Here is a 22,072-nt window from a genome sequence, read left to right on the forward strand (position 1 = left end):
TGACGCGCGCGTGGTCGCGGGCTGATGGCCTGGCGGCCGCGGCGCCGCACCGTGATCGCGGTCGCGGCGACGATCGTCGTCCTGGCGCCGATCGCGTGGTTCTGGCAGCGCAGCCTGGTGCCGGGCGACCTGTCCCCGATGGAGATGGGGTACGCCGACTACGGCGGTGGGCCGGCCACGCACGCGCACCACGGCCAGGACGTCAGCACGCTCAAGGGGCCGTCCGGTACGCCGGATGTCGCCGTCGAACTGGTCGCCCGCAAGGAGCGGTTCGAGATCCCCGGCCGCGGCTCGACCGACGGCTACACGCTGAACCACACCTCGCCGGGGCCGGAGATCGTCGCGCGCCAGGGCGATCTGATCCAGGTCACCCTGCACAACGAGTCCGTGCCCGACGGGATCACCGTGCACTGGCACGGCGTCGACGTACCGGCGGCCGAGGACGGCGTCGCCGGGGTGACGCAGGACGCGGTGCTCCGCGGGCAGTCGCACGTGTACCGCTTCGTCGCCGAGGACGTCGGCACGTACTGGTACCACTCCCACCAGGCCTCCCACGACCAGGTGAAGAAGGGCCTGTGGGGCGTACTGATCGTGGAGCCCACCGCCGTGGACGTGGTCGCGGCCGTGCACACCTACGACAAGGTGCGCACGGTCAACGGCGGGTACGGCGAACGCCGGGTGGCCGCACCGGGATCGACCGTCCGGGTCCGGCTGATCAACACCGACAACGGACCGTGGGCCGCCTGGGTCGACGGGGCGCCGTACAAGGTGGTCGCGGTGGACGGGACCGAGATCAACGCGCCGCCTCCCGTCGAGGGCAGGTCCGTGCTCGTCACCGCCGGCGGCCGGGTCGATCTCCAGGTGACGATGCCGCCGGGGTCGGTGATCCGGATCGGTCTCGGCGGTGGCCCGACCTCGCTGGTGATCGGCGACGGCGACGCCCCCGCGGGTGCCGAGCCGCGGGACCGGGTCGACCTGCTGTCCTACGGGCAGCCGGGCGACCTCGGCTTCGACCCGGACCGGGCGACCCGGGTGTTCCGGTACGACATCGGCCGGCGGCCCGGGTTCTTCGACGGCCGGCCGGGGCTGTGGTGGACGATCAACGGGCACCAGTTCCCGGACGTGCCGATGTTCATGGTCAGCGAGGGCGACATCGTCCGGATGACCGTCCGGAACACCTCCGGCCAGGTCCACCCGATGCACCTGCACGGCCATCACGTCGCCGTCCTCAGCCGCGACGGCGTCGCTGCCACCGGCAGTCCGTGGTGGACCGACTCACTGAACGTCGAGAACGACGAGACCTACGAGATCGCCTTCGTCGCCGACAACCCGGGCATCTGGATGGACCACTGCCACAACCTCCCGCACGCCGCCCAGGGCCTGGTCACCCACCTGATGTACACCGGCGTCACCTCGAAGTTCCACCTCGGCGGCCCGGCCGGCAATCAGCCCGAGTGATCCCCGGTCCTTCAGGCTGGGTACCTGGGAATGGGTATGGTTCACCCGGGTCGGTTGTGAGGCAGCTGGAACGAGGTGGTCGGAGTGCGGCGAGTCCTCGCCGTGGGGCTGGCGGTGCTGCTCGGCGCCACCGTTCTGACCGCCTGCCAGTCGGACCCGGTGCCCACCGACGTGGCGGTCGCCTGGGCCGGTGACGGCGGTGGCGGGGTCGAGGTCACCTGGAAGGACGACAACGCTCCCAACCGGATCACCATCGAGGGCGTGCTCAGCAGCAGTCCGTCGTACGTGAAGTATCTCGGTGCCGGTGAGCCGAACACGTGGGAGATCCCGACCTCGGCCTTTCCGCCCGACGGCAACTACCGCGTTGCGGTGGCGACCGGGACGTCACAGGGTGGGGTGACCAGCAAGCTCGCCCACTCCGAGGTGTTCGACACCGACGGGCCGGTTCGCCCCAGCGGAGCCAGTCCGACCCCGATGGGGCGGGGCGTGCTGATGAAGTGGTCGGTGCCGGCGGCGCCGCCGGACTTCACCCCGAACGACCCGCTGGACGTGAAGGGCCCGAAGACCCAGCGCTACGTGCCGATGGTCGGCAGGCCCGGCGGGACGATGCGCGCGATCGGCCCGGCGACGACGTCCACCCGGCAGCTGATCAAGAGCCTCCAGCCGCCGTACCTGTTCCAGCTCCGGGCCCAGAACGAGTGGAGTAGCCGGATCGGCGGCGAGGTGGTCGGCCTGACCAGCTCGGTCAACGGCGCCCTGCCCGCGCTCGCGTTGTACGGCGTGCAGGTGCACGTCCGTGGCCGGGTGCTCGTCCAGGAAGTCGTCTGCGAGGCGGAGACCGCCTGCGTCCAGCGGCGGGCGACTCCGGCCGGTGTGCCGGTGGTGATCCTGACGCAGGTGACCCCGGGCGCCCGGTGGACACCGGTGGCCCGCGGTTCGACGACCGCCGGCGGGCACTACGACATCCCGATGGTCAACGGACCGAGTCGGCCGTACCGGGCCGTCGTCCCGGCGTACACCCGGGTCGGCGTCCTGACCGGTACGTCCACCAGCCGGCCGACGTACACCAAGAGCGTCGTCCGGGTGGCGGGCGCCGGATTCGCCGGCGGTGCGTCGAAGCGACGCGGGGAGAACGTGGTGGTCTCCACGACGGTCACGCCGGCGATGAACACGACCGTGGTCCTGCAGCTGTGGAACCGGCAGACCCGGCGGTGGGTGAACCAGGCGGCGGTGCCGATGCGCAAGGGGCTGGCGTCGCTGCCGTTCAAGGCGTCCCGGGCCGGATCGTTCAGCTACCGGTTCGTGATCCCGAACGCGATGATGTTCGGCCGCCCGCTGGCCGGGACGACCACCCCGCCGTTACCGCTGAGCGTCCGCTGACTCCGGTTGCGGCTCGACTGCCACCGCGCGCAGCCGGCGGCGGATCGTGACGTAGCCGTCGCCGCGGCCGCGATCCCCGCGGTCTCACCAGGTCACGGCACCCCCACGCTCTCGATCCCGATGACCAGCCCGACGACCAGATAGGTCGCGATCGCCATTCCTCCGGTCGGAACGACGATCGCGAGCGCGTGCCCAGGGACCGCCGGGTCTCCATGGTGACATCCGGTGACAACCGTGTTGGTGGCTCAGGGGCATCAGTCCGGGGTGATCTCAGGGGCTTTGCCGTTGGCGGCCTCGGCCGTCCGGCCGGTGGCTGCTTCGGGAGTCTGGCCGTTGGCGAGGTCGGGGGCGAGGCCGTTGAAGGCCTTGGTCACGTTCTGCAGCGCCGTGGTGACCTCGGACGGGATCACCCAGAAGGTGTTGCCGGGGCCCTTGGCCAGCTCGGGCAGCATCTGCAGGTACTGGTAGGCGAGCAGCTTCGGGTCCGGGTCGTTGCGGTGGATGGCGTCGAAGACGGTGTCGATCGCCTTCGCCTGACCTTCGGCCCGCAGGATGGCGGCCTGCCGCTCACCTTCCGCGGTCAGGATCTTGGACTGCCGCTGGCCTTCGGCGGCCAGGATCGCGGCCCGCTTCTCCCGCTCGGCCCGCATCTGCTTCTCCATCGACTCCTTGATCGACGGCGGCGGCTCGATGCCCTTCAGCTCGACCCGGTTGACCCGGATGCCCCACTTGCCGGACGCCTCGTCGAGGACGCCGCGCAGGGTGGAGTTGATGTGCTCGCGCGACGTCAGCACCTTCTCCAGGTCGAGGCTGCCGATCACGTTGCGGAGGGTGGTCACAGTAAGTTGCTCGATCGCCTGGATGTAGTTGGCGATCTCGTACGCCGCCGCCCGCGGATCGGTGACCTGGAAGTACAGCACGGTGTCGATGTGGACGACCAGGTTGTCCTCGGTGATCACCGAGCGCGGCTCGAACGAGACCACCTGCTCGCGCAGGTCGATCAGCTGCCGGGGCCGGTCGATGAACGGGATGACGAGGTTGAGTCCGGGCTCCAGGGTGCGCAGGTAGCGGCCGAGGCGCTCGACGTTGCTGGCCCGCGCCTGTGGCACGATCCGGACCGTCCGGAGCACCAGGACGACGGCGAGCAGGGCGACGATCGCCCCGAAGATCAGTTCGGCCATGGATCCTCCCGGGGATGGACGAGGGCGGTGGCGCCCTCGATGGCGAAGACGTCGACCGTGGTGCCCTCGGGGATGACGAGATCGGGGTCGTAGGACCGCGCGCTCCACTCCTCGCCGTTCAGGCGGACGCGGCCGGCCTCGCGGTTGACCGGGCTCAGGACGACGGCCTCCCGGCCGACCAGCGCAGCCACCCCGGACTGCAGCCGCGGGTACGACGTCAGGTGACGGCGTGCGACCGGGCGGACCAGGGTGAGCATCGCGGCGGCGGTGACGGCGAACGCGAGAAGTTGCAGTCCGAGGCCGAGCCCGAGCCCGGCGACTCCTGCTGCGGCGAGCGCGGCGACGGCCAGCAACAGCAGATCGAGAGTCGCCGTCATCAACTCGGCCGTGCCGAGAACAGCGGCGATGATCAACCACAAATGCCACGACTGCATAGGAACCACCCACGGGGGCGAGAAGTGCCTCTCCTTCGACGGTACCTCGCCGGGACGGTTAGATAGCTAACAGTTCAGCTTTCTTCTGGCGGCTTCCCGATCGGTACGACGGCCAGCAGCGTGCTGACCTGGCGCGTCCCGCCCGGGTGCGAGGCCGCCGTCCGGCCCTTCCGGTAGCGGTCGACCAGGTCGCTGAGCTCCTGGCCGAACCGCCGGGCCTCCTCGTGCGTGAGCCACAACCGGGCCCGGCTCAGCGAGCTGACGTCGTCCCAGGGGTCGTCGCCGGAGATGTCCTCGAACTGCTCGAGCAGCCGGTCCACGGACGTCCGCATGATCGCCTGGCTGGCCAGCCGGCCGGCGCCGGTCGACTGCGAGGCGATCATCAGGCTGGCGGCCACCGCCCGCCACGGCCGCTCCCGGCCGTCGGCCGACTCCTCGGCCCGCTCGACGATGCCCCAGCGCTCCAGCGCGCGCAGGTGGTAGCTCATCGCGGACGGCGTCAGCCCGGCCAGCTCGGCGCACTCGGTCGCGGTCAGCACCTTGCCGGTGTAGAGCTCGTCGATCACCCGCTGCCGGGCTGGGTGGGCCAGGGCGCGGATCGCCCGCGGGTCGGAGATCACCACGCGCTTCTTCTGGGCCACGGCGTCAGCGTAGCGAATCCCTTGACGCCGCGGAACGTGAAGCATTAACTTCAGAATTGTGAAGCAACCACTTCAGACTTCGATCTGGTCGTTCCGGGACGTCCGGCTGGTGCTGCCGGCCCGCGCGCTGTCGTCGGCCGGCGACTCGATCGCCCTGATCGCGCTGATGCTGCGGGTTTCGGAGTACGGCGGTCCCGGCACGATGACCGCGTTGCTGCTGGCCTTCGCCGTACCGACGGTGGTGATGATCCCGTTCGCCGGGCGGATCGTGGACAGCCACGACTCCCGCACGGTCCTGGTCTCGGCGTCGCTGGTGCAGGCGTCGGCCGGGATCGGCCTGGCCTTCGGTGACGGCCTGGCCGAGACGCTGGTGCTCGTCTGCCTGCTCCAGGTGGGTACGGCGGTCTCCGGGCCTGCGTGGGCGGCGTTGATCCCGCGGATCGTCGGCGAGGACCTCGTCGGCCGGACGACGGGGACCAGTCAGGCGCTGGTCGGAGTGGCGACGCTGGCCGGGGCGGCGGTCGGGGGAGTGCTGGTGGCCTGGTCCGGCGACCGCGGCGCGCTGCTCGTGGACGCGACGACGTTCCTCGTCCTGGCGGTGGTGGCCAGGCTGGTGGTCACGCGGCGCCGTCCCGAGCGTGGCGTCGTACCCGAGCCGGGCGCGATGACGGCAGGTCTGCGCGGCATCTTCAGCGACGCGCTGCTGCGGATCCTGGTGCCGTGCCTGTGGATGTTCGTCCTGGCGGGCGAGGCGGTCAACGTGGTCGAGGTCTACCTGATCACCGGCGAGCTGGGGCTGGACGCGGCCGGGTACGGCGGGGTGGTGGCCGTGCAGGGCGCCGGCGCGATCGCCGGAGCATGGCTCACCGGCCGCCTGGTGGGGGCCATCACCCGGTCCCGGGCCGTACTGGCCGGGATGGCGGCGATCGGGGTGGCGTGCGTGCTGATGGGCCTGGCGAACGGCGTGGTCACGCTGCTGATCGGCTCGGTCACGGTCGGGTTCGGCAGCGGCCTGCTCAACGCGGCAGTCGGCACGCTCGTGGTCACCCGCTCGGCGGAGGCTGTCCGGGGGCGGGTGGTCGCCGCGCTCAACGGGACGGCCCGGGCGTGCAGTCTGTTCGCCCTCGTGCTGGGCGGTCTCCTGGGAGCCCTGCTGGGGACGCGGATGACGTTCGTCGCCTGCGGGGCCGCGTGCGGCGTCGCCGCGGCGGCGGCCGCCGTACCGGTGCTCCGTGTCAAGGGCCTGGAGACAAACGATTCGGCTCAGAAGGTGCTCAGTCACTAGCCTTGAGCCATGACTGACGCACACGTGAACCCGGCGAAGCCCGACAGCGGGCAGGACGACCTGCCCGAGCAGATGCGGGTCCGCCGGGAGAAGCGTGACCGCCTGCTGGCGGAGGGAGTGCAGCCGTACCCGATCTCGGTGCCCCGGACACACCTGCTGAAGGACCTCCGGGCGAAGTACGACGGCCAGGAGCTGGCGCCCGACACCCGGACCGGCGAGCAGGTCTCGGTGGCCGGCCGGGTGATCTTCCTGCGCAACACCGGCAAGCTGTGCTTCGTCCGGCTCCGCGAGGGCGACGGGACCGAGCTCCAGGTGATGCTGTCGCTGGCCGACCTCGGTGAGGAGGAGCTGGCCCGGTTCAAGGCGCTGGTGGACATCGGCGACCTGCTGTCCGTCCAGGGCGAGGTGGTCACCAGCCGCCGCGGCGAGCTGTCCGTGCAGGCGACCCGCTGGCAGATGGCCGCGAAGACGCTGCGCCCGCTCCCGAACGAGCACAAGCCGCTGAGCGAGGAGGCTCGGGTCCGGCTCCGGTACGTCGACCTGATCGTCCGGGCCGAGGCCCGCGAGATGGTCCGGACCAAGGCCGCCGTGCTCAAGTCGTTGCGGCAGACGTTCGACTCGCACGACTACATCGAGGTCGAGACGCCCGTGCTGCAGCTGACCAACGGCGGCGCGGCCGCCCGGCCGTTCAGCACCCACCTGAACGCGTTCGACCAGGAGATGAAGCTGCGGATCGCGCTCGAGCTCGACCTGAAGCGGGCCGTGATCGGCGGTGTCGACCGGGTCTACGAGATCGGCAGGACGTTCCGCAACGAGGGTCTGGACTCGACCCACGCCGCGGAATTCTCGATGATCGAGGCCTATCAGGCGTACGGCGATTACGACACGATGGCCGAACTGATCGAGGAGCTGATCCGGAACGCGGCCCGGGCGGTCGGCCGCACGGTGATCACGGCGCGCGACGGTTCGACCATCGACCTGGACCGGCCGTTCCGGCACGCGACCCTTTTCGAACTCGTCTCCGAAGCGGTCGGTACGCCGGTCGACCAGAGCACCGACGTGGCCACGCTGACGAAGCTGGCCGAGCAGCACGACGTCGGCCTGCAGCCGGGCTGGAATGCCGGTGAGATCGCACTGGAGTTGTACGAGAAGCTGGTCGAGCACACCCTGATCCAGCCCACCTATGTCCGTGACTATCCGGAGTCGGTGCGGCCGTTGTCGAAGCCGCACCGGGAAATTCCGGGCCTGGTCGAGGCGTGGGACCTGATCGTCAACGGGGTCGAGCTCGGGGTGGCGTACTCGGAGCTGAACGACCCGGTGATCCAGCGGGAACGCCTGGTGGCACAGTCGATGCTGGCCGCCGCCGGGGACCCGGAGGCGATGGAACTGGACGAGGACTTCCTGCGCGCGATGGAGTTCGGGATGCCCCCGGCCGGTGGTATGGGGATGGGCCTGGACCGGCTGGTGATGCTGTTCACCGGGGCCGGTATCCGGGAGACGATTCTCTTCCCGTTGCTGCGTCCGGAGTGATTTCGCGAATCGGTCGCAGGACCGTTGCATAGCACAACGGACGGTCACTGCAAATGCCGGGGTCCAATATTCCTGATAGCCATGGGATTCTGGCCCGGCCGGTTTCGGATGTGAATACTCCAGGTCACCACGACTGCACAGCGTCGATCAGCGCCACGCCGTACCGGCGGTTTAGTCACATCTTTCCCACTCATTGTGGGATGTGAATGACACGAAGCCGGTTTGTGCGGTACAAATCAGGTGCAAACAAAACGGCAGGGGGATTGCGGCCCGGTGACGGGCGCGGAAAGGACTGTCATCGATGGCTCAAAGGGTGCAGGTGGTTCTCGAGGACGATCTCGACGGCGGTAAGGCCGAAGAGACCGTAACCTTTGGCCTGGACGGAACGACGTACGAGATCGACTTGTCCAAGAAGAACGCTGCCAAACTCCGCGACGCCCTCTCCGGGTATGTCGGGGCGGCACGCCGAGTGTCTGGTCGCCGTGGTGGTGGCCGGGCGCGCGGCCGGGGCCGGTCGGCGTCGGACTCCGCCGACATCCGGGCCTGGGCCAAGGAGAACGGGTACGACGTCAGCGAGCGCGGCCGGATCTCGGCCGAGGTGCGTGCGGCGTACAACGAAGCCAAGTAGTTCCGCAGGGATCGCCGGTCCCGGCCTCCGCGGGGTGCCGGACGTGAGAGGCGAGGCCGTCCGCAGAAAGCGCGGACGGCCTCGCCTCCGCTGTGTCATCAGGCTCCGCTCCGTCGGACCGTCCGCATTCCGGTTGTTTCACAGTGTGGACGCATCCGGTTTCGGGCGTGTCGCGAAGGATCACTGAGGCGGCAGGCAGATCCGGGAATTCGCTGCTGGCGAACAGGCTCGGTGGGTCGGCCCGGGTGGGAACACCCTGGGGATCCGCGGGGTTGTTCCCTTGTGATGCCTGTCCGGCGCCGGCTCGACGATGAGCATTTGTTCGCCCAGAGCGAGCCTGTCGGCACCGGGGACTAGCATGCATGTACGGGGGTCGGCCCACACGGCACGTCCGACTCCTCTGAGGCAAGGAGCGCTTTGGCGATGTTTGAACGATTTACGGACCGCGCCCGTCGGGTAGTCGTCCTGGCTCAGGAAGAGGCCAGGATGCTCAGCCACAACTACATCGGGACCGAGCACATCCTGCTCGGCCTGATCCACGAGGGTGAGGGTGTCGCCGCCAAGGCTCTCGAGAGCCTGGGTATCTCGCTCGAGGCCGTCCGCTCCCAGGTCGAGGAGATCATCGGCCAGGGGCAGCAGGCACCGAGCGGGCACATCCCGTTCACCCCACGCGCCAAGAAGGTGCTGGAGCTCTCCCTGCGCGAGGCCCTGCAGCTGGGCCACAACTACATCGGCACCGAGCACATCCTGCTCGGCCTCATCCGCGAGGGTGAGGGTGTCGCCGCGCAGGTCCTGGTCAAGCTCGGCGCGGACCTGAACAAGGTCCGTCAGCAGGTCATCCAGCTGCTGAGCGGGTACCAGGGCAAGGAGACGGCGTCGGCCGGAGCCGGGGCCACCGAAGGTGCTCCCAGCAGCTCCCTGGTGCTCGACCAGTTCGGCCGGAACTACACCCAGTCCGCCCGCGAATCGAAGCTCGACCCGGTGATCGGGCGCGAGACCGAGATCGAGCGGGTCATGCAGGTGCTGTCCCGGCGGACCAAGAACAACCCCGTCCTGATCGGTGAGCCGGGTGTCGGCAAGACCGCGATCGTGGAGGGTCTGGCCCAGCAGATCGTCCGCGGTGACGTCCCGGAGACGCTCAAGGACAAGCAGATCTACTCCCTCGACCTGGGCGCCCTGGTGGCCGGTTCGCGCTACCGCGGTGACTTCGAGGAACGCCTGAAGAAGGTGCTCAAGGAGATCCGCACCCGCGGTGACATCGTGCTGTTCATCGACGAGATCCACACCCTCGTCGGGGCCGGTGCGGCCGAGGGAGCGATCGACGCCGCGAGCATCCTGAAGCCGATGCTGGCCCGTGGTGAGCTGCAGACCATCGGTGCGACCACCCTGGACGAGTACCGCAAGTACGTGGAGAAGGACGCCGCGCTGGAGCGCCGGTTCCAGCCGATCCAGGTGGCCGAGCCGTCGATCGCGCACACCATCGAGATCCTCAAGGGCCTGCGCGACCGGTACGAGGCGCACCACCGGGTGACCATCACCGACCCGGCGCTGGTGTCGGCCGCCCAGCTCGCCGACCGCTACATCTCCGACCGGTTCCTGCCGGACAAGGCGATCGACCTGATCGACGAGGCCGGCGCCCGGTTGCGGATCCGCCGGATGACGGCTCCGCCGGACCTGCGCGAGTTCGACGAGAAGATCGCGAACGTGCGCCGGGAGAAGGAGTCGGCGATCGACGCGCAGGACTTCGAGCGCGCCGCGAGCCTCCGCGACGACGAGAAGAAGCTCATCAACGCGAAGGGCGAGCGGGAGAAGCAGTGGAAGGCCGGCGACATGGACGTCGTCGCCGAAGTGGACGAGGAGCTGATCGCCGAGGTGCTGAGCACCGCGACCGGCATCCCCGTCTTCAAGCTGACCGAGGAGGAGTCCTCCCGGCTGCTCGACATGGAGAAGGAACTGGCCAAGCGGTACATCGGCCAGGAGGACGCGGTCAAGGCGCTGTCCCGCTCGATCCGGCGTACCCGCGCCGGGCTGAAGGACCCGCGCCGCCCGAGCGGCTCGTTCATCTTCGCCGGTCCGTCCGGTGTCGGTAAGACCGAGCTGTCGAAGGCGCTGACCGAGTTCCTGTTCGGCGACGAGAGTGCGCTGATCAGCCTCGACATGTCGGAGTACTCGGAGAAGCACACCGCGTCCCGGCTGTTCGGTTCGCCGCCTGGTTACGTCGGCTACGAAGAGGGTGGCCAGCTGACCGAGAAGGTGCGCCGCAAGCCGTTCAGCGTGGTGCTGTTCGACGAGGTGGAGAAGGCCCACGCCGACATCTTCAACTCGCTGCTGCAGATCCTGGACGAGGGTCGTCTGACCGACGCCCAGGGCCGCGTGGTCGACTTCAAGAACACCGTGATCATCATGACCACGAACCTGGGTACGCGGGACATCTCGAAGTCGGTCAACCTCGGCTTCAGCCAGTCGAACGACGCCCCCGGGTCGTACGACAAGATGAAGGCGAAGGTGACGGAGGAGCTCAAGCAGCACTTCCGGCCGGAGTTCCTGAACCGCGTCGACGAGATCGTGGTCTTCCACCAGCACGGCAAGGAAGAGATCGTCAAGATCGTCGACCTGATGCTCGCGCAGGTGGAGGGACGGCTGAAGGACAAGGACATGGGCATCGAGCTCACCCCGGCGGCGAAGGCACTGGTCGCCGACCGTGGCTTCGACCCGGTCCTGGGAGCCCGCCCGCTGCGCCGCGCGATCCAGCGCGACGTGGAGGACGTGCTGGCCGAGAAGATCCTGTTCGGGGAACTGCGTTCCGGACAGATCGTCCTGGTCGACGTGGCTCCCGAGGGCACGGTGGGCGAGGACGGCCTGCCGGAGTACTTCACCTTCACGGGTACGCCGAAGTCCACGTCGCCCGAGCTGGAGCTGTCCGACCTGACGGCCGGCGGCACCACGGGCCTGCAGGACTCGTAAGTCGCACGAACCCACAGAGGGCCCCGCGCTTCGTGCGCGGGGCCCTCTGCTGTGTCAGCCCTGACGGCAGCTCGTGCAGGTGCTTCTCCGGCGGTAGTAGTAGGCAGCGGTGGCCAGCCCGACGGCGGCTCCCCAGAGCGGGAAGGGCAGGATCAGCTGGTAGACCAGGTTCTCGGTCAGCGAGGCCTCGTCGGACCAGAGCAGGCCGATCAGCGAGGCACTGCCGACCAGGAGCAGGGTCGCGGCCGCGGCGCCCGGGATCACGGCCGCCTTGATCGGGACCGGCCGCCCGGCGACGATCGGGATCCACCGCGGCCAGATCTCACCCCACGGCCGGATCAGCCCGAGGGTGACGATGCCCGCGCCGAGTGCGATCAGCCCGAGCCCGAGGCCGAATAGCTTGATGCCCGGCTCGGCGTTCAGGTCGTCGGCGTCGAAACCGATCGGGTTCGGCAGCAACCAGGTCATCCGCAGCAGCGCGTACGGCATCGGGCAGAGCACCGCCACGACCGTCGCCCAGAAGCCCCAGCGCCGCGCCGACTCGGGCCGCGTCCAGCGCGCGCCCGGTCGGCCGCACCGGAGGCACTGTCCGCGCGTGCTGCGCAGGCCACGGACGCCCAGGATGGCCCAACCGCACCCGAGCAGGAAGGCCCCGGTGACGAACAACGGCATGGTCCCGACCTTCGCCGGTACGCCGCCGATCCCCACGGCCACCTCCCCGAACGCGGCCCGGTCGAACAGCCCCGTGGTCACCTCGAGCCCCACCAGGACGACCGCCAGGCCACTCAGCAGCACCCGGGTCGCCGGTTGTCTCCAGGCTCCGACGATCAACCACCCGACGCCCGCCGGCAGACCGACCAGCACCAGCAGGTAGCCGGTCATGATCACCACGGTGACACTGGGCGCCAGCAGCCCGAACACCACCGTCTGCAACGCCGTGAACCCGAGCAGGGGCCGGTACACCGACGCACTCCACTCCGTCCTGGTGTGCCCGATCGCCGCCGGCACCCCGAGGATCCCGAGGACGGCGATCAGTCCGGCGCCGACATCGTCCGGAACCCGCGCCAGCAGCGACAGTCGCTCGCCGTCCGGCGGCACCGGCCCGAACGCGTAGTTTCCGGCACCCAGCAACCAGGCCAGCCCCGTGATCCCGTAGACCAACGACAGGGCCGCCACCAGCACCGGTAGCCCGTGCCGGGTTCTCTCCCGGACTCCAACATCGCTCATCGCTTCCTCCAGCCGTCAGTGCTCTCACTGTCCAGCCGGAGCGCACCCGCGGACCTCAGTCGCGAGAGTGTTCCGTCTCCCTCCGGGGAGTGAACTCAACGGGTCCGGCGGAGCCGGGCGATCGCACGGACGACGGCGGCCTCGTCAGGTGCCGCAGGGTTGTTGTTCTGGGCAACGAGTTGGGCGACGGCCGCGAGCAGCCACAGCACCGAGGTGGCGATGGCGAACGACGGCCCCGGGCCCGGCCAGGTGTCCTCCACCGGGTCGAGATTGGTGGCCTGCCAGGCGACGGCCAGACACGAGCCGGCGATGACCGCGGTGACCCCTGCAGTCACTCGAGCGCGGGCGACCGGTTCGAGCGCCAGGGTGGCGACCGTGGTCACGATCCCGGCGAGCCAGGTGAACGCCAGCGCCGGGTGGGTCTCGACGCCCAGCTGCCAGACCGAGAGGCCGTAGCGCCGGGTGTACGTCCAGGGCAGCAGAAGGGTGAAGCCCGTCGCCAAGGCGGTCAGGAGGGTGATGCGAGCGAACCAACGGTGCTCGGACCGCGCCAGCTCCGCTTCGGCTGCGTCCAGCCGGCGAGGCAGTACTTCGTCCGGGAAGTCGGTCATCCCGCGGGCTCCAGTCGGACGAGGTCGTTGCCCAGCCGGAAGTAGAGCGCCTGGCGGATCACGGTGACCTGGTCCGCGGCCTGTGGCACCCCTTGCCGCGGTCCCGCGATCACCGTGATCCGGCCCGGCGCGTCCACGCGCACCAGATGACTTCCGTCGTACCCCCAGAGGGTGCCGTCGGGTCCGGTGAACCAACTGCCGTCGGCGGTTCGCTCCGCTGCCGGTACGCCGGTCGCCGAGATCGGCCAGCCGGACGCCGATCCACCCAGCAGGACCCTGGTCCGCCCGTCGCCGGCGGCTTGGACGAGTCGTTCGCCGATCACCATGGCCGCCTGGCCGGACGGGAGCTGGACCAGCTCACGCAGGTCACCCTTGACGTGCACCCGACGCACCGCGCCGCCCGGCCCGTAGAAGTTGTAGGCACCGGCACCGACCGCAGTCACCAATCGGTCGCCGGCGGCCGCAGCGTGCTCGCCCTCCTGGTTCGGCGGCAGCGGTCGCGGATCCCGTACGACCGTCGTGACACCGGCGGACAGATGCGCGGCGCTCTCGCCCGAACGACCGGCAACCGTCCACCACACCCCACCCTGTCCGTCCGGGGCGAATGCACGAGCTGTCAACGGCACGCGCACTCGGACGAGTTGTCCGGCCGCATCCAGAGCGAGTTGCGTGCTCACACCGGCCGCACCGGGCTTCGGATCGACGACAGGCACAGGCGGCAATACCGAGGTCCGGTACGACGTCAGGCCGTCGGCCGGCCTCCGACGGTCGCAGCGAGGCGTCGGCTCGGGAGCAGCCGGGTACGACGCCGCCGCGGCAGCCGCATCGGGGATTCGCAGGATCTGGTTGCCGCCTCCCGGCGACGTGCCGAGCAGAACCGATCCGTCCGGCCGTGCCTCGATGCTCTTCACGCCGTCGGCCCCACCCGGCAGCTTCCGCAGTACGCCGTCCGGCGTGATCACCGACGTCGGGGCACCACCGCCCAGCCAGACATTGCCGTGGAGGTCGACCGCGAAGGCATCGATGGTCATCGACGAACTCGCGGCGTCGCTGCTCAGGACGCAGCCGGCCGGGGCCACCCCGGCCAGCTGCCGAGGCTCGCCGCCCGGCCGGACCATCGCCACTCCGGTCTCGCTCGTCCGCCAAACCGTCGTCCCGTCCGGACCGGTCGAGACCGCGTTGCCCGGTGCACCCGGTCCGGGATCGACCACGAAGTCCGCGAGGCGCATCCCCTTGCGCAGCTGGTTCGCCGGGATCCGCCAGGTGGTCGTGGATCCCCGGACGACGATCGACCGGTCCGCGTTGCGGTGACCGAGGGCGGTGCCGTGGCCGGTCGCGAGCACGTCGACGCCGGGTGTCACATAGTACGATCCGTCCTGGTTCTCGTGGCTCAGGCTGATGTCGGCACTGACCAGGTCCAGCGGTACGGAGAGGATCGCCCACGGCCGGCCGAGCGCGCCGCCGGCGAGCAGGATCATGCGATCGTCGGTGACTCCCCACAGCGCGGGCGGCGGGGGACCGTGGTTGAGCGTGACCTGCGGGAGTGCGACGCCGTCGTCGTACGCGAAGACGGTCGAACTCTCGGAACCGGTCCGGCCCAGCAGCCACTGCCCGGGCGACCCGTCCAGCATCCCGGCCACCGAGTCCAGCGGGTCCGGCGTACCGATGCCGACCCGCATGCCGAGGCGATCGACCAGTTGTCCGCCGTGCAGATCCAGCAACCGATGCGGCACCCCGGCCTCGACCGGCGGCCGGTAAGGCGCTCCGGTCGCCGAAGGAACGAGCACACCGGCCACTGCGCCCAGCACCGCCGCACCGGTCACCACCGCCCGGCGTGCACCCCACAGACCCGCCACGAGCAGGAGCAGTCCGAGTCCGAGAGCGATCCAGGCGCCGATCGCCGGGCGATACCCGACCCCCGAGGCCAACCTCGGCGGCAGCCACAGCAGATGAGCGAGCAGCCCGGCGATCACCACCGACCCGGTGGCCACGGCGGCCGCTCGTCGGACCAGTCCCGACGAGACGAGCGTCGCCACCGCCGCCCCGCAGACGAGGTACGCCCAGATTCGCGCCGACGGGATCTCCCAGAGCTGCGACCGGGCTAGACCGGCTTCGGACGCGGTCGGCCCGAGCGCGACCGGATCGAGCAGTTCACGCCACGGGAGCGCGGTCGAGAGCGCGAGCAGGACGGCGAGGGCACCCGACGCGAAGGCGAACCCGCGGAAGCGAAATGGCGTCCAGGCGTCGACCTCGTCCCCCAGTTGGACAAAGACTGCCCGCAATTCGGACTGGTTGAGCGGCTCGGCGGACCCGTCGCCCGGGCCGTCCTCGGGCACCGTCCACGGCGCTGTCGAACGCGTCGCCCAGTGCGCGGCGACGCCGGTCGCGAGCGTGCCGAACACGAGCGTGCCGATCACAGTCGGTGAGGTCGCGCAGCTCGGCCGGCCCTGCGCGGCGAACCCGGTCCAGGCCGCCACGGTGGTCAGCGCGACCGCCGCCGTACCAAGGGACCGGACCAGCCGGTGAAGCCGGAATCTGTCGGCGGACAAGCGATCCGCGAGCACGAGCAGCACGATCGCGACCGGTACGGCGAGGGCCGCGCCGCGGCCCGTGATCGGCTGCGTGCTCGCCCGCCACAGGTAACAGCCTGTACCCGGCGACCCCGGCAGGAGAACCGCGAACGCCGTACCGGCGGCGAGACACGCGAGCACGCCACAGTGCCGTCCGGATCGTCGTATCGTCCTGCGATGGGTGATCAGATCGGTACGGAGAAGGGCCGCCGCGGCCTTCGATTCGGTGGGAAGATCGCGCAGCGGCATGAAAAAGAAGTTACCCGCCACCCATGTACCCCGTTGTAACGCTGTGACCACGCTGATGGGACCCGGACTGTCGGAAAGGGGGCCGGGGATGGAATCATCACGTCGCATGGACGCCCCGCGTCTGCCCCTGACCCAGGAACCGGTCGCCGACACCGGTTCCTTCGGCGTGCGGCAAGCCGGTGGGGTCCTCGAGCGGGCCCAGCGGATCGCGGACACGCTGCGGGAGCAGGCCGAGTACGAGAACGACCTCGCCCGCGAGGAGGCGGACCGGGTCCGGGCCGAGAGCGAGCGGCTGAAGACCGAGGCCGAGGCGGCCGCGAAGAAGCTCCGGGCCGACGCGACGTCCGCCGCGCAGCGACTGCTCAACGACGCCGAGCGCGCCGCCGAGCAACTCCGGAGCGAGTCGGAGAACGAGTCCGACCGGGTGCGCACCGAGGCCGAGTCGGCGGCCGAACGGCTCAGGGCCGAGTCCACCGCCGAGGCGGACCGGGTCCGCCGTGATGCCGCCGCCGCCGCGCAGAAGCTCCAGGCGGAGTCGACCGCGCAAGCGGAGCGGGTCCGGGCCGAGGCGGCCGCGATCGCCGAGCGCCTGCGGACCGACTCGGAGTCGGCGGCCGAGCAGCTCCGGGCAGCCGTCGCGGAAGAGGTGGCGAAGCGCCGGGCGGACTCCGAGGCCGCGGCCGAGCAGTTGCGCACCGACAGCCAGGCGGCCGCCGACCGGTTGCGGGCCGAGTCGCAGGCGGCGGCCGACCGCCGGATCGCCGCGGCCGAGACCGAGGCGGCGCGGCTGAAGGAAGAGGCCGACGAACTGCTCGAGGAAGCCCGGATGGCCCGGGAGTCCGCGCAACTGACGATCGACCGGGCCGGCCGCGAGGCGCAGCAACTGGTCAAGGACGCCGGTGAGCAGGCCGCCCTGGTGTCGCAGGCCGCGGTCCGGAACGAGGCCGAGCTGATCGCCCGTGCCGAGACCGAGGCCGCCGAGCTGCGGGCCGCGGTGGAGCGCGAGGTCGAGGCGGCCCGGGAGAAGTCCCGCCTCCAGATCGCCGAGGCGCACGCCGAGATCGAGCGGCTGCGCGGCGAGAACCGGGCCGAGCTGGAACGCCGGACCGCCGAGCTGGAGGAGACCGAGCGGGCCAAGCTGGCGGCGATCTCCCTCGAGATCGACAAGCTGCGGGCCGAGGCGGTCGCGGAGATCGCCGAGCGCAAGGCGGAGGCGGAGGCCGGCAACGAGCGGCTGATGGCCGACGCCCGGGCACAGGCGAAGCTGGTCGTGGACAGCATCGAGGCCGACCGCCGGACGGCGGCCGCCGAGGCCCAGCGGATCGTCGAGGAGGCGAACCAGGCGGCCGAGGCGGCGCTGGCCGAGGCCGAGAAGCAGACCATCTGGAGCAAGAAGACGGTCGACGACCTGATCGGCGCGGCCGAGACCGAGGCACAGTCGATCCGGGAGCAGGCGGCGGCCGACGCGGCCGAGCTCCTGCGGCAGAAGCGGGCGCACCTGCGTCGCGTCGTCGGCCGGACCACCAGCCGGCTGAAGCAGACCAAGGACGCGATCGCCCGCGAGAACGCCGAGCTGACCACGCTGGCGGAGACCACGCTGACGACCGCGACCGAGCAGGCCGAGGCGACCCTGGCAGCGGCCAGGCAGGAGGCCGAGAAGGTCACCGCGCAGGCGCAGTCGCGGGCCGACCGGCTGAAGAGCGCGGCCCAGACCGAGGCCCGCGAGATCGTCGAGCGGGCGAACCGTCGCGAGGCCGAGGCGGAGGCCAGCACCCAGGTGCTGCGCGAGCGCGCCGCCAACGACCTGGCCGACGCCCAGCGGCAGTCGCACGACCTGATCCGCAAGTCCCGCGCCGAGGCGCAGCAGATCGAGGCGCAGGCTCGCGAGCACGCCGACGACCTGCGGGCCCAGGCCCGTAAACTTCTCGCCGACGCCGAGGCGAGGGTCGCGGCGCTGAACCAGCGCCGTGATGAGATCACCAAGGAGCTCACCCAGCTTTCGGGTGTGATCGAGGCACTCGCTGTACCGGGATTCCGTCCAGGTGGTGGAATGTCGTCCAGCGAGGGTTCCACGGGGGAATCAGGATGAGGACGTGACAGTCAGATCCTTGTCAGTGACAATGTGTGATCCACCCACCCACCGAAGTGAGCATCAGAAGACATGAGCAGTGAAAGCCCAACCCCGTTCCGCACCGTTCTGCGTGGCTACGAGCCTGCCCAGGTGGACCAGCACATCCGTGAGCTGACCACCTCGCTGACCGCGCTGCAGCAGCAGTCCGAGCAGTTGCAGCGGCACGTCCAGGAGTTGCAGACCCGCACGGACGCCGCGGAGTCGGCCGTCATCTCGGCCCAGGAGGAGAGCAAGGACCGCACGCCCACCTTCACCGAATTCGGTGAGCGGGTGGCCAAGATCCTGTCGCTGGCCGACGACGAGGCCCGTGACCTGGTCACCCGTGCCCGCACCGACGCCGAGGCGATCGTCGCCGACGCCGAAGCGCACGCGAAGAAGGTCCGCAAGGAGGCCGAGCAGTACTCCCTGGACTGGAAGAGCGAGGTCGACGCCGAGGCCGCCCGCATCCTCGAGGAGGCGCGCACCCAAGCCGACGACATGCGGGACGAGGCCGAGCGCGACGCCACCGCGCGGCGCAGCGAGGCGCAGGCGCTGTACGAGCAGGAGCGGGCCAAGTCGGCCCAGGCCGCGGCCGCCTTCGAGACCACCCTGGCCGAGCGCCGGGGCAAGGTCGAGCAGGAGTTCGCCGCCCGGACCGCCCTGGCCGAGCAGCAGCTGGCCGCCGTCACCGACCGCGCTGCTCAGGTGCAGCGTGAGGCCGACCGCGCTCGGTCCGAGGCCGAGCGGCTCGCCCAGCAGCAGCTGGCCGACGCGAACCGGCAGGCCCAGGAGATCGTCGCCGCCGCGAAGGACAAGGCGGAGCGGATCCGGGCCGAGTCCGAGCGTGAGCTCGCCGCCGCGACGCAGCGTCGTGACAGCATCAACGCGCAGCTGACCAACGTCCGCCAGATGCTGGCGACGCTGTCCGGCAGCCCGGCGATGCCGCTCGACCTGCTGGCCGACGACGACCAGGAAGCGACCAGCAGCAGCAAGAAGAACTGACGGCGCTGAGGCCGGTCCGGAAGACGTCCGGGCCGGCCTCTCAGCCTGGCAGCCGGTAGCGGGCGCGGGAGAGCGGTTCGACCAGCCCGTCGGCGACCAGGCCGTCCAGCGCGCGTTCGCGTTGCGCTGCGTCGTGCCAGCAGGCGTCCAGAGCCTTCTTCGGTACGGCGCCGGCCGCGGCACGCAGGACGGCCAGCAACCGCCCGCGGACCTGACGGTCCGTGCCTTCGTACGTCTGCCCTCGCCGCGGCGGACCGTCGTACGGCGGACTGCCGGCCAGCACCCACGCACACTGGCTGCGGATCGGGCAGTCGTCGCATCGCGGCGCACGTGCCGTGCAGATCAGTGCGCCGAGTTCCATCGACGCCACCGCCCAGCGGGCCGCGGTCGGCTCGTCGGCGGGTAGCGCGCTCATCGCGAGCCGCTGGTCGGCCGCAGTCGGGGAGATGGTCGGCTGGGCCACGCCGGTGAGAGCTCTCGCGAGCACCCGGCGCACGTTGGTGTCCACGACCGCGTGCCGCTGCCCGAACGCGAAGGACGCGATCGCAGCGGCCGTGTACGTGCCCACGCCGGGGAGAGCGAGCAGAGCCTCGTGGTCGTCGGGAACTTCCCCGCTGTGGCGCTCCACGATCGCCTGAGCCGCCGCGTGCAGGCGCAATGCACGCCTGGGGTACCCCAGCCGGTCCCAGGCCCGCACAGCCTCACCTGGCGGCTCCGCGGCCAGATCGATCGGCTTCGGCCACCGCTCGAGCCAGGCCCGGTACGCCGGCAGCACCCGGTTGACCGGTGTCTGCTGCAACATGAACTCGCTGACCATGACCGCCCAGGCACCTGCGTCCGGCTCGCGCCACGGCAGCACCCGAGCGTTGGCGGCGTACCACTCGAGCACGGGGGCGTGCAGTGCGGCTGGTGAGTGCGGCGAGCCTGACATGGTGGGGACAATCCTGACATTAAGGTCAGCCTCATGAGCAGCCTGCTCCGTCCGGTCGGGCATTTGCCCGCCAGCGTGTACTGGTTCCGCCGGGGACTGGTGCTTGCTGTCCTGGCGCTGCTGCTCTTCCTGGTCCTCCGGCTGTTCGGGGGCGGCGGCGAGGATCCGCAGAACACGGCCGCCACCGGCCCGCAACAGGACCCGGTCTCGGCTCCGCCGGTGACACCGACGACGACGCCGTCCGCGACCAGGACGCCTTCGGCGCCGGTCAAGAAGACCACGCCGCCGCGGGACACCAGATGCGAGGGTTCCGACGTCCGCGTCGACGTCCTGCCGGCCGCCCGGAAGGTCGTCTCCGGGTCGGCGCTGAACTTCGTCGTCCGGCTCGAGGCCGTCTCGGACGAGTGCAAGGCGACCGTCGACTCCGGCGCGCTGTCGGTGACGGTGCTGTCCGGCAACGACCTGATCTGGACCACGACCCATTGCGGGCAAGCGATCCAGCGGACCACCCTTGTCGTTGCCAAGGGCAAGCAGTCCGCCACCACGGTGCCGTGGAACGGCCGTCGTTCCGGGCCGGGCTGCCTGCCCGGTCAGCCGGTGGCCAAGCCCGGAACGTACCTCGTCAAGGCCGAGTTCGACGACCGTACGTCAACTGCGCAAGCCTTCCAGGTCGCCTGACTCTTGTGCCGGAGCCGGCCGCAGATGCTGTGGTCCCGGTTCGGGGGCGAACCCCGGGGAGGGCAATGGTCAGACGTAGCGTTCGAGGATGCTCGACTCGGCCAGCCGGGAGAGGCCCTCGCGGACCGTGCGGGCCCGGTTCTCACCGACGCCCTCGACCGTCTGCAGGTCGTCGATGCTTGCCGCGAGCAACTTCTGCAGGTGGCCGAAGTGGTCGATCAGCCGGTCGATCACGGCGCCCGGCAGCCGGGGCACCTTGGCGAGCAGCCGGTACCCGCGCGGGGTCACCGCGGCGTCCAGCTGCTCGGCCCCGCCGAGCTGCAGAGCCCGCGCGACCTGGCCGATGTCCAGCAATTCGGCCGGGCTGACCGCGTCCAGCTCCAGCAGGACGTCGTCGGCCGTCTTCGCCTTCCGGCCGGTGGCCGTCGGCAGGTAGTCGCGGACCACGAGCTCCCGCTCGCCGGCGACCCCGGCGACGAGCTCGTTCAGCTGGAGGGTGAGCAGCCGGCCGTCGGTGCCGAGCTCGACGACGTACCCGTCGATCTCGGTGGCGATCCGCCGGACCATCTCCAGTCGCTGGGCGACCGCGGCCACGTCGCGGACCGTGACCAGGTCCTCGATCTCCAGCGCCGACAGCGTGCCGGACACCTCGTCGAGCCGGAGCTTGTACCGCTCGAGCGTGGCCAGGGCCTGGTTGGCGCGGGACAGGATCGCGCCGGAGTCCTCCAGCACGTAGCGCTGGTCGTCGACGTACAGCGCGATGATGTGCATCGACTGCGAGACCGAGATCACCGGGAAGCCGGTCTGCCGGGCGACCCGGTCGGCGGTGCGGTGCCGGGTGCCGGTCTCGTCGGTGTGGATCGACGGATCCGGCATCAGGTGGACGGCGGCCCGGATCAGCCGGGTGGCGTCGCGGTCGAGGACGATCGCGCCGTCCATCTTGCTCAGCTCACGCAGCCCGGTCGCGGAGAACTCGACGCCGATCTCGAAGCCGCCGGTCGAGATCGAGTCGACCGTCTTGTCGTGGCCCAGGACGAGCAGGGCGCCGGTACGCCCGCGCAGGATCCGTTCCAGGCCTTCGCGCAGTTCGGTGCCGGGTGCCACCGCCGCGAGGGTCGCGCGCATCCGGGCGCCGGTGCTGTTCTTGTCGGAATTGGGGGCCACGGGGACTGAGTCTATGCGGTTGTCCGGAC

17 protein-coding genes are annotated in these 22,072 nt (G+C 70.5%); 9 read left to right on the plus strand and 8 right to left on the minus strand.

The window, feature by feature from the left end:
- Positions 1-24: 24 nt before the first annotated feature.
- Positions 25-1,458 carry a multicopper oxidase family protein gene (locus tag E1218_RS00270; RefSeq protein ID WP_132314917.1) on the plus strand — a complete coding sequence of 478 codons (1,434 nt, stop codon included), beginning with the start codon at positions 25-27 and terminating at the stop codon, positions 1,456-1,458.
- A gap of 84 nt (positions 1,459-1,542) precedes the next feature.
- Positions 1,543-2,838, plus strand: coding sequence for a hypothetical protein (locus tag E1218_RS00275; protein WP_233711902.1), 1,296 nt, complete (start codon positions 1,543-1,545; stop codon positions 2,836-2,838).
- Between the two features lie 254 nt (positions 2,839-3,092).
- Here the strand turns inward: E1218_RS00275 and E1218_RS00285 are convergent, their stop codons facing one another.
- From E1218_RS00285 to E1218_RS00295, 3 genes are all read right to left on the minus strand, one after another.
- A complete protein-coding gene (locus E1218_RS00285) occupies positions 3,093-4,019 on the minus strand; it encodes an SPFH domain-containing protein (RefSeq protein ID WP_132314921.1) in 927 nt (308 codons plus the stop codon).
- Positions 4,007-4,453, minus strand: coding sequence for an NfeD family protein (locus tag E1218_RS00290; RefSeq protein ID WP_132314923.1), 447 nt, complete (start codon positions 4,451-4,453; stop codon positions 4,007-4,009). The genes E1218_RS00285 and E1218_RS00290 overlap by 13 nt, the downstream gene beginning before the upstream one ends.
- Positions 4,454-4,527: 74 nt before the next feature.
- Complete coding sequence (locus E1218_RS00295; protein ID WP_202865683.1) at positions 4,528-5,094, minus strand: winged helix-turn-helix domain-containing protein; 567 nt, start codon at positions 5,092-5,094, stop codon at positions 4,528-4,530.
- A 58-nt stretch (positions 5,095-5,152) separates the two neighbouring features.
- Between E1218_RS00295 and E1218_RS00300 the strand changes: the two genes are divergently transcribed.
- The 4 genes from E1218_RS00300 (at position 5,153) to E1218_RS00315 (ending at position 11,501) form a co-directional block, all read left to right on the plus strand.
- Positions 5,153-6,379 (plus strand): MFS transporter, encoded by a 1,227-nt coding sequence (locus E1218_RS00300; RefSeq protein ID WP_165949063.1) that lies wholly within the window; start codon positions 5,153-5,155, stop codon positions 6,377-6,379.
- Between the two features lie 9 nt (positions 6,380-6,388).
- Complete coding sequence (lysS, locus tag E1218_RS00305; protein ID WP_132314929.1) at positions 6,389-7,909, plus strand: lysine--tRNA ligase; 1,521 nt, start codon at positions 6,389-6,391, stop codon at positions 7,907-7,909.
- A gap of 301 nt (positions 7,910-8,210) precedes the next feature.
- Positions 8,211-8,537, plus strand: a complete 327-nt coding sequence (locus E1218_RS00310; RefSeq protein WP_132314931.1) for a histone-like nucleoid-structuring protein Lsr2 — start codon at positions 8,211-8,213, stop codon at positions 8,535-8,537.
- A gap of 423 nt (positions 8,538-8,960) precedes the next feature.
- Positions 8,961-11,501, plus strand: a complete 2,541-nt coding sequence (locus tag E1218_RS00315; RefSeq protein ID WP_132314933.1) for an ATP-dependent Clp protease ATP-binding subunit — start codon at positions 8,961-8,963, stop codon at positions 11,499-11,501.
- Between the two features lie 54 nt (positions 11,502-11,555).
- Here the strand turns inward: E1218_RS00315 and E1218_RS00320 are convergent, their stop codons facing one another.
- From E1218_RS00320 to E1218_RS00330, 3 genes are all read right to left on the minus strand, one after another.
- Complete coding sequence (locus E1218_RS00320) at positions 11,556-12,728, minus strand: hypothetical protein (protein ID WP_132314935.1); 1,173 nt, start codon at positions 12,726-12,728, stop codon at positions 11,556-11,558.
- 95 nt (positions 12,729-12,823) lie between these two features.
- Complete coding sequence (locus E1218_RS00325; protein ID WP_132314937.1) at positions 12,824-13,339, minus strand: hypothetical protein; 516 nt, start codon at positions 13,337-13,339, stop codon at positions 12,824-12,826.
- The gene (locus E1218_RS00330) at positions 13,336-16,158 is read right to left on the minus strand and encodes a hypothetical protein (protein WP_132314939.1); all 2,823 of its coding nucleotides are present in this window, start codon (positions 16,156-16,158) and stop codon (positions 13,336-13,338) included. Before E1218_RS00330 ends, E1218_RS00325 begins: the two co-directional genes overlap by 4 nt.
- 106 nt (positions 16,159-16,264) lie before the next feature.
- Here E1218_RS00330 and E1218_RS00335 point away from each other — a divergent pair, with 106 nt between their 5' ends.
- Together E1218_RS00335 and E1218_RS00340 are read left to right on the plus strand one after the other, a co-directional pair.
- Positions 16,265-18,247, plus strand: coding sequence for a kinetoplast-associated-like protein (locus tag E1218_RS00335; RefSeq protein ID WP_132314941.1), 1,983 nt, complete (start codon positions 16,265-16,267; stop codon positions 18,245-18,247).
- Positions 18,248-18,319: 72 nt separating this feature from the next.
- Complete coding sequence (locus E1218_RS00340; RefSeq protein WP_132314943.1) at positions 18,320-19,270, plus strand: coiled-coil domain-containing protein; 951 nt, start codon at positions 18,320-18,322, stop codon at positions 19,268-19,270.
- Between the two features lie 40 nt (positions 19,271-19,310).
- Here the strand turns inward: E1218_RS00340 and E1218_RS00345 are convergent, their stop codons facing one another.
- Entirely contained in the window at positions 19,311-20,201 is an 891-nt protein-coding gene (locus E1218_RS00345; RefSeq protein WP_132314945.1) for an HhH-GPD family protein, read from the minus strand.
- 33 nt (positions 20,202-20,234) lie between these two features.
- On the opposite strand from E1218_RS00345, the gene E1218_RS00350 reads away from it, so the two are divergent.
- A complete protein-coding gene (locus E1218_RS00350) occupies positions 20,235-20,879 on the plus strand; it encodes a hypothetical protein (RefSeq protein ID WP_132314947.1) in 645 nt (214 codons plus the stop codon).
- Positions 20,880-20,948: 69 nt separating this feature from the next.
- Here E1218_RS00350 and disA read toward each other — a convergent pair whose 3' ends face one another.
- Positions 20,949-22,004, minus strand: a complete 1,056-nt coding sequence (gene disA / locus E1218_RS00355; protein WP_132315039.1) for a DNA integrity scanning diadenylate cyclase DisA — start codon at positions 22,002-22,004, stop codon at positions 20,949-20,951.
- Between the last annotated feature and the right edge of the window lie 68 nt (positions 22,005-22,072).

This window comes from Kribbella turkmenica, from assembly GCF_004348725.1.
Classification (GTDB): domain Bacteria; phylum Actinomycetota; class Actinomycetes; order Propionibacteriales; family Kribbellaceae; genus Kribbella; species Kribbella turkmenica.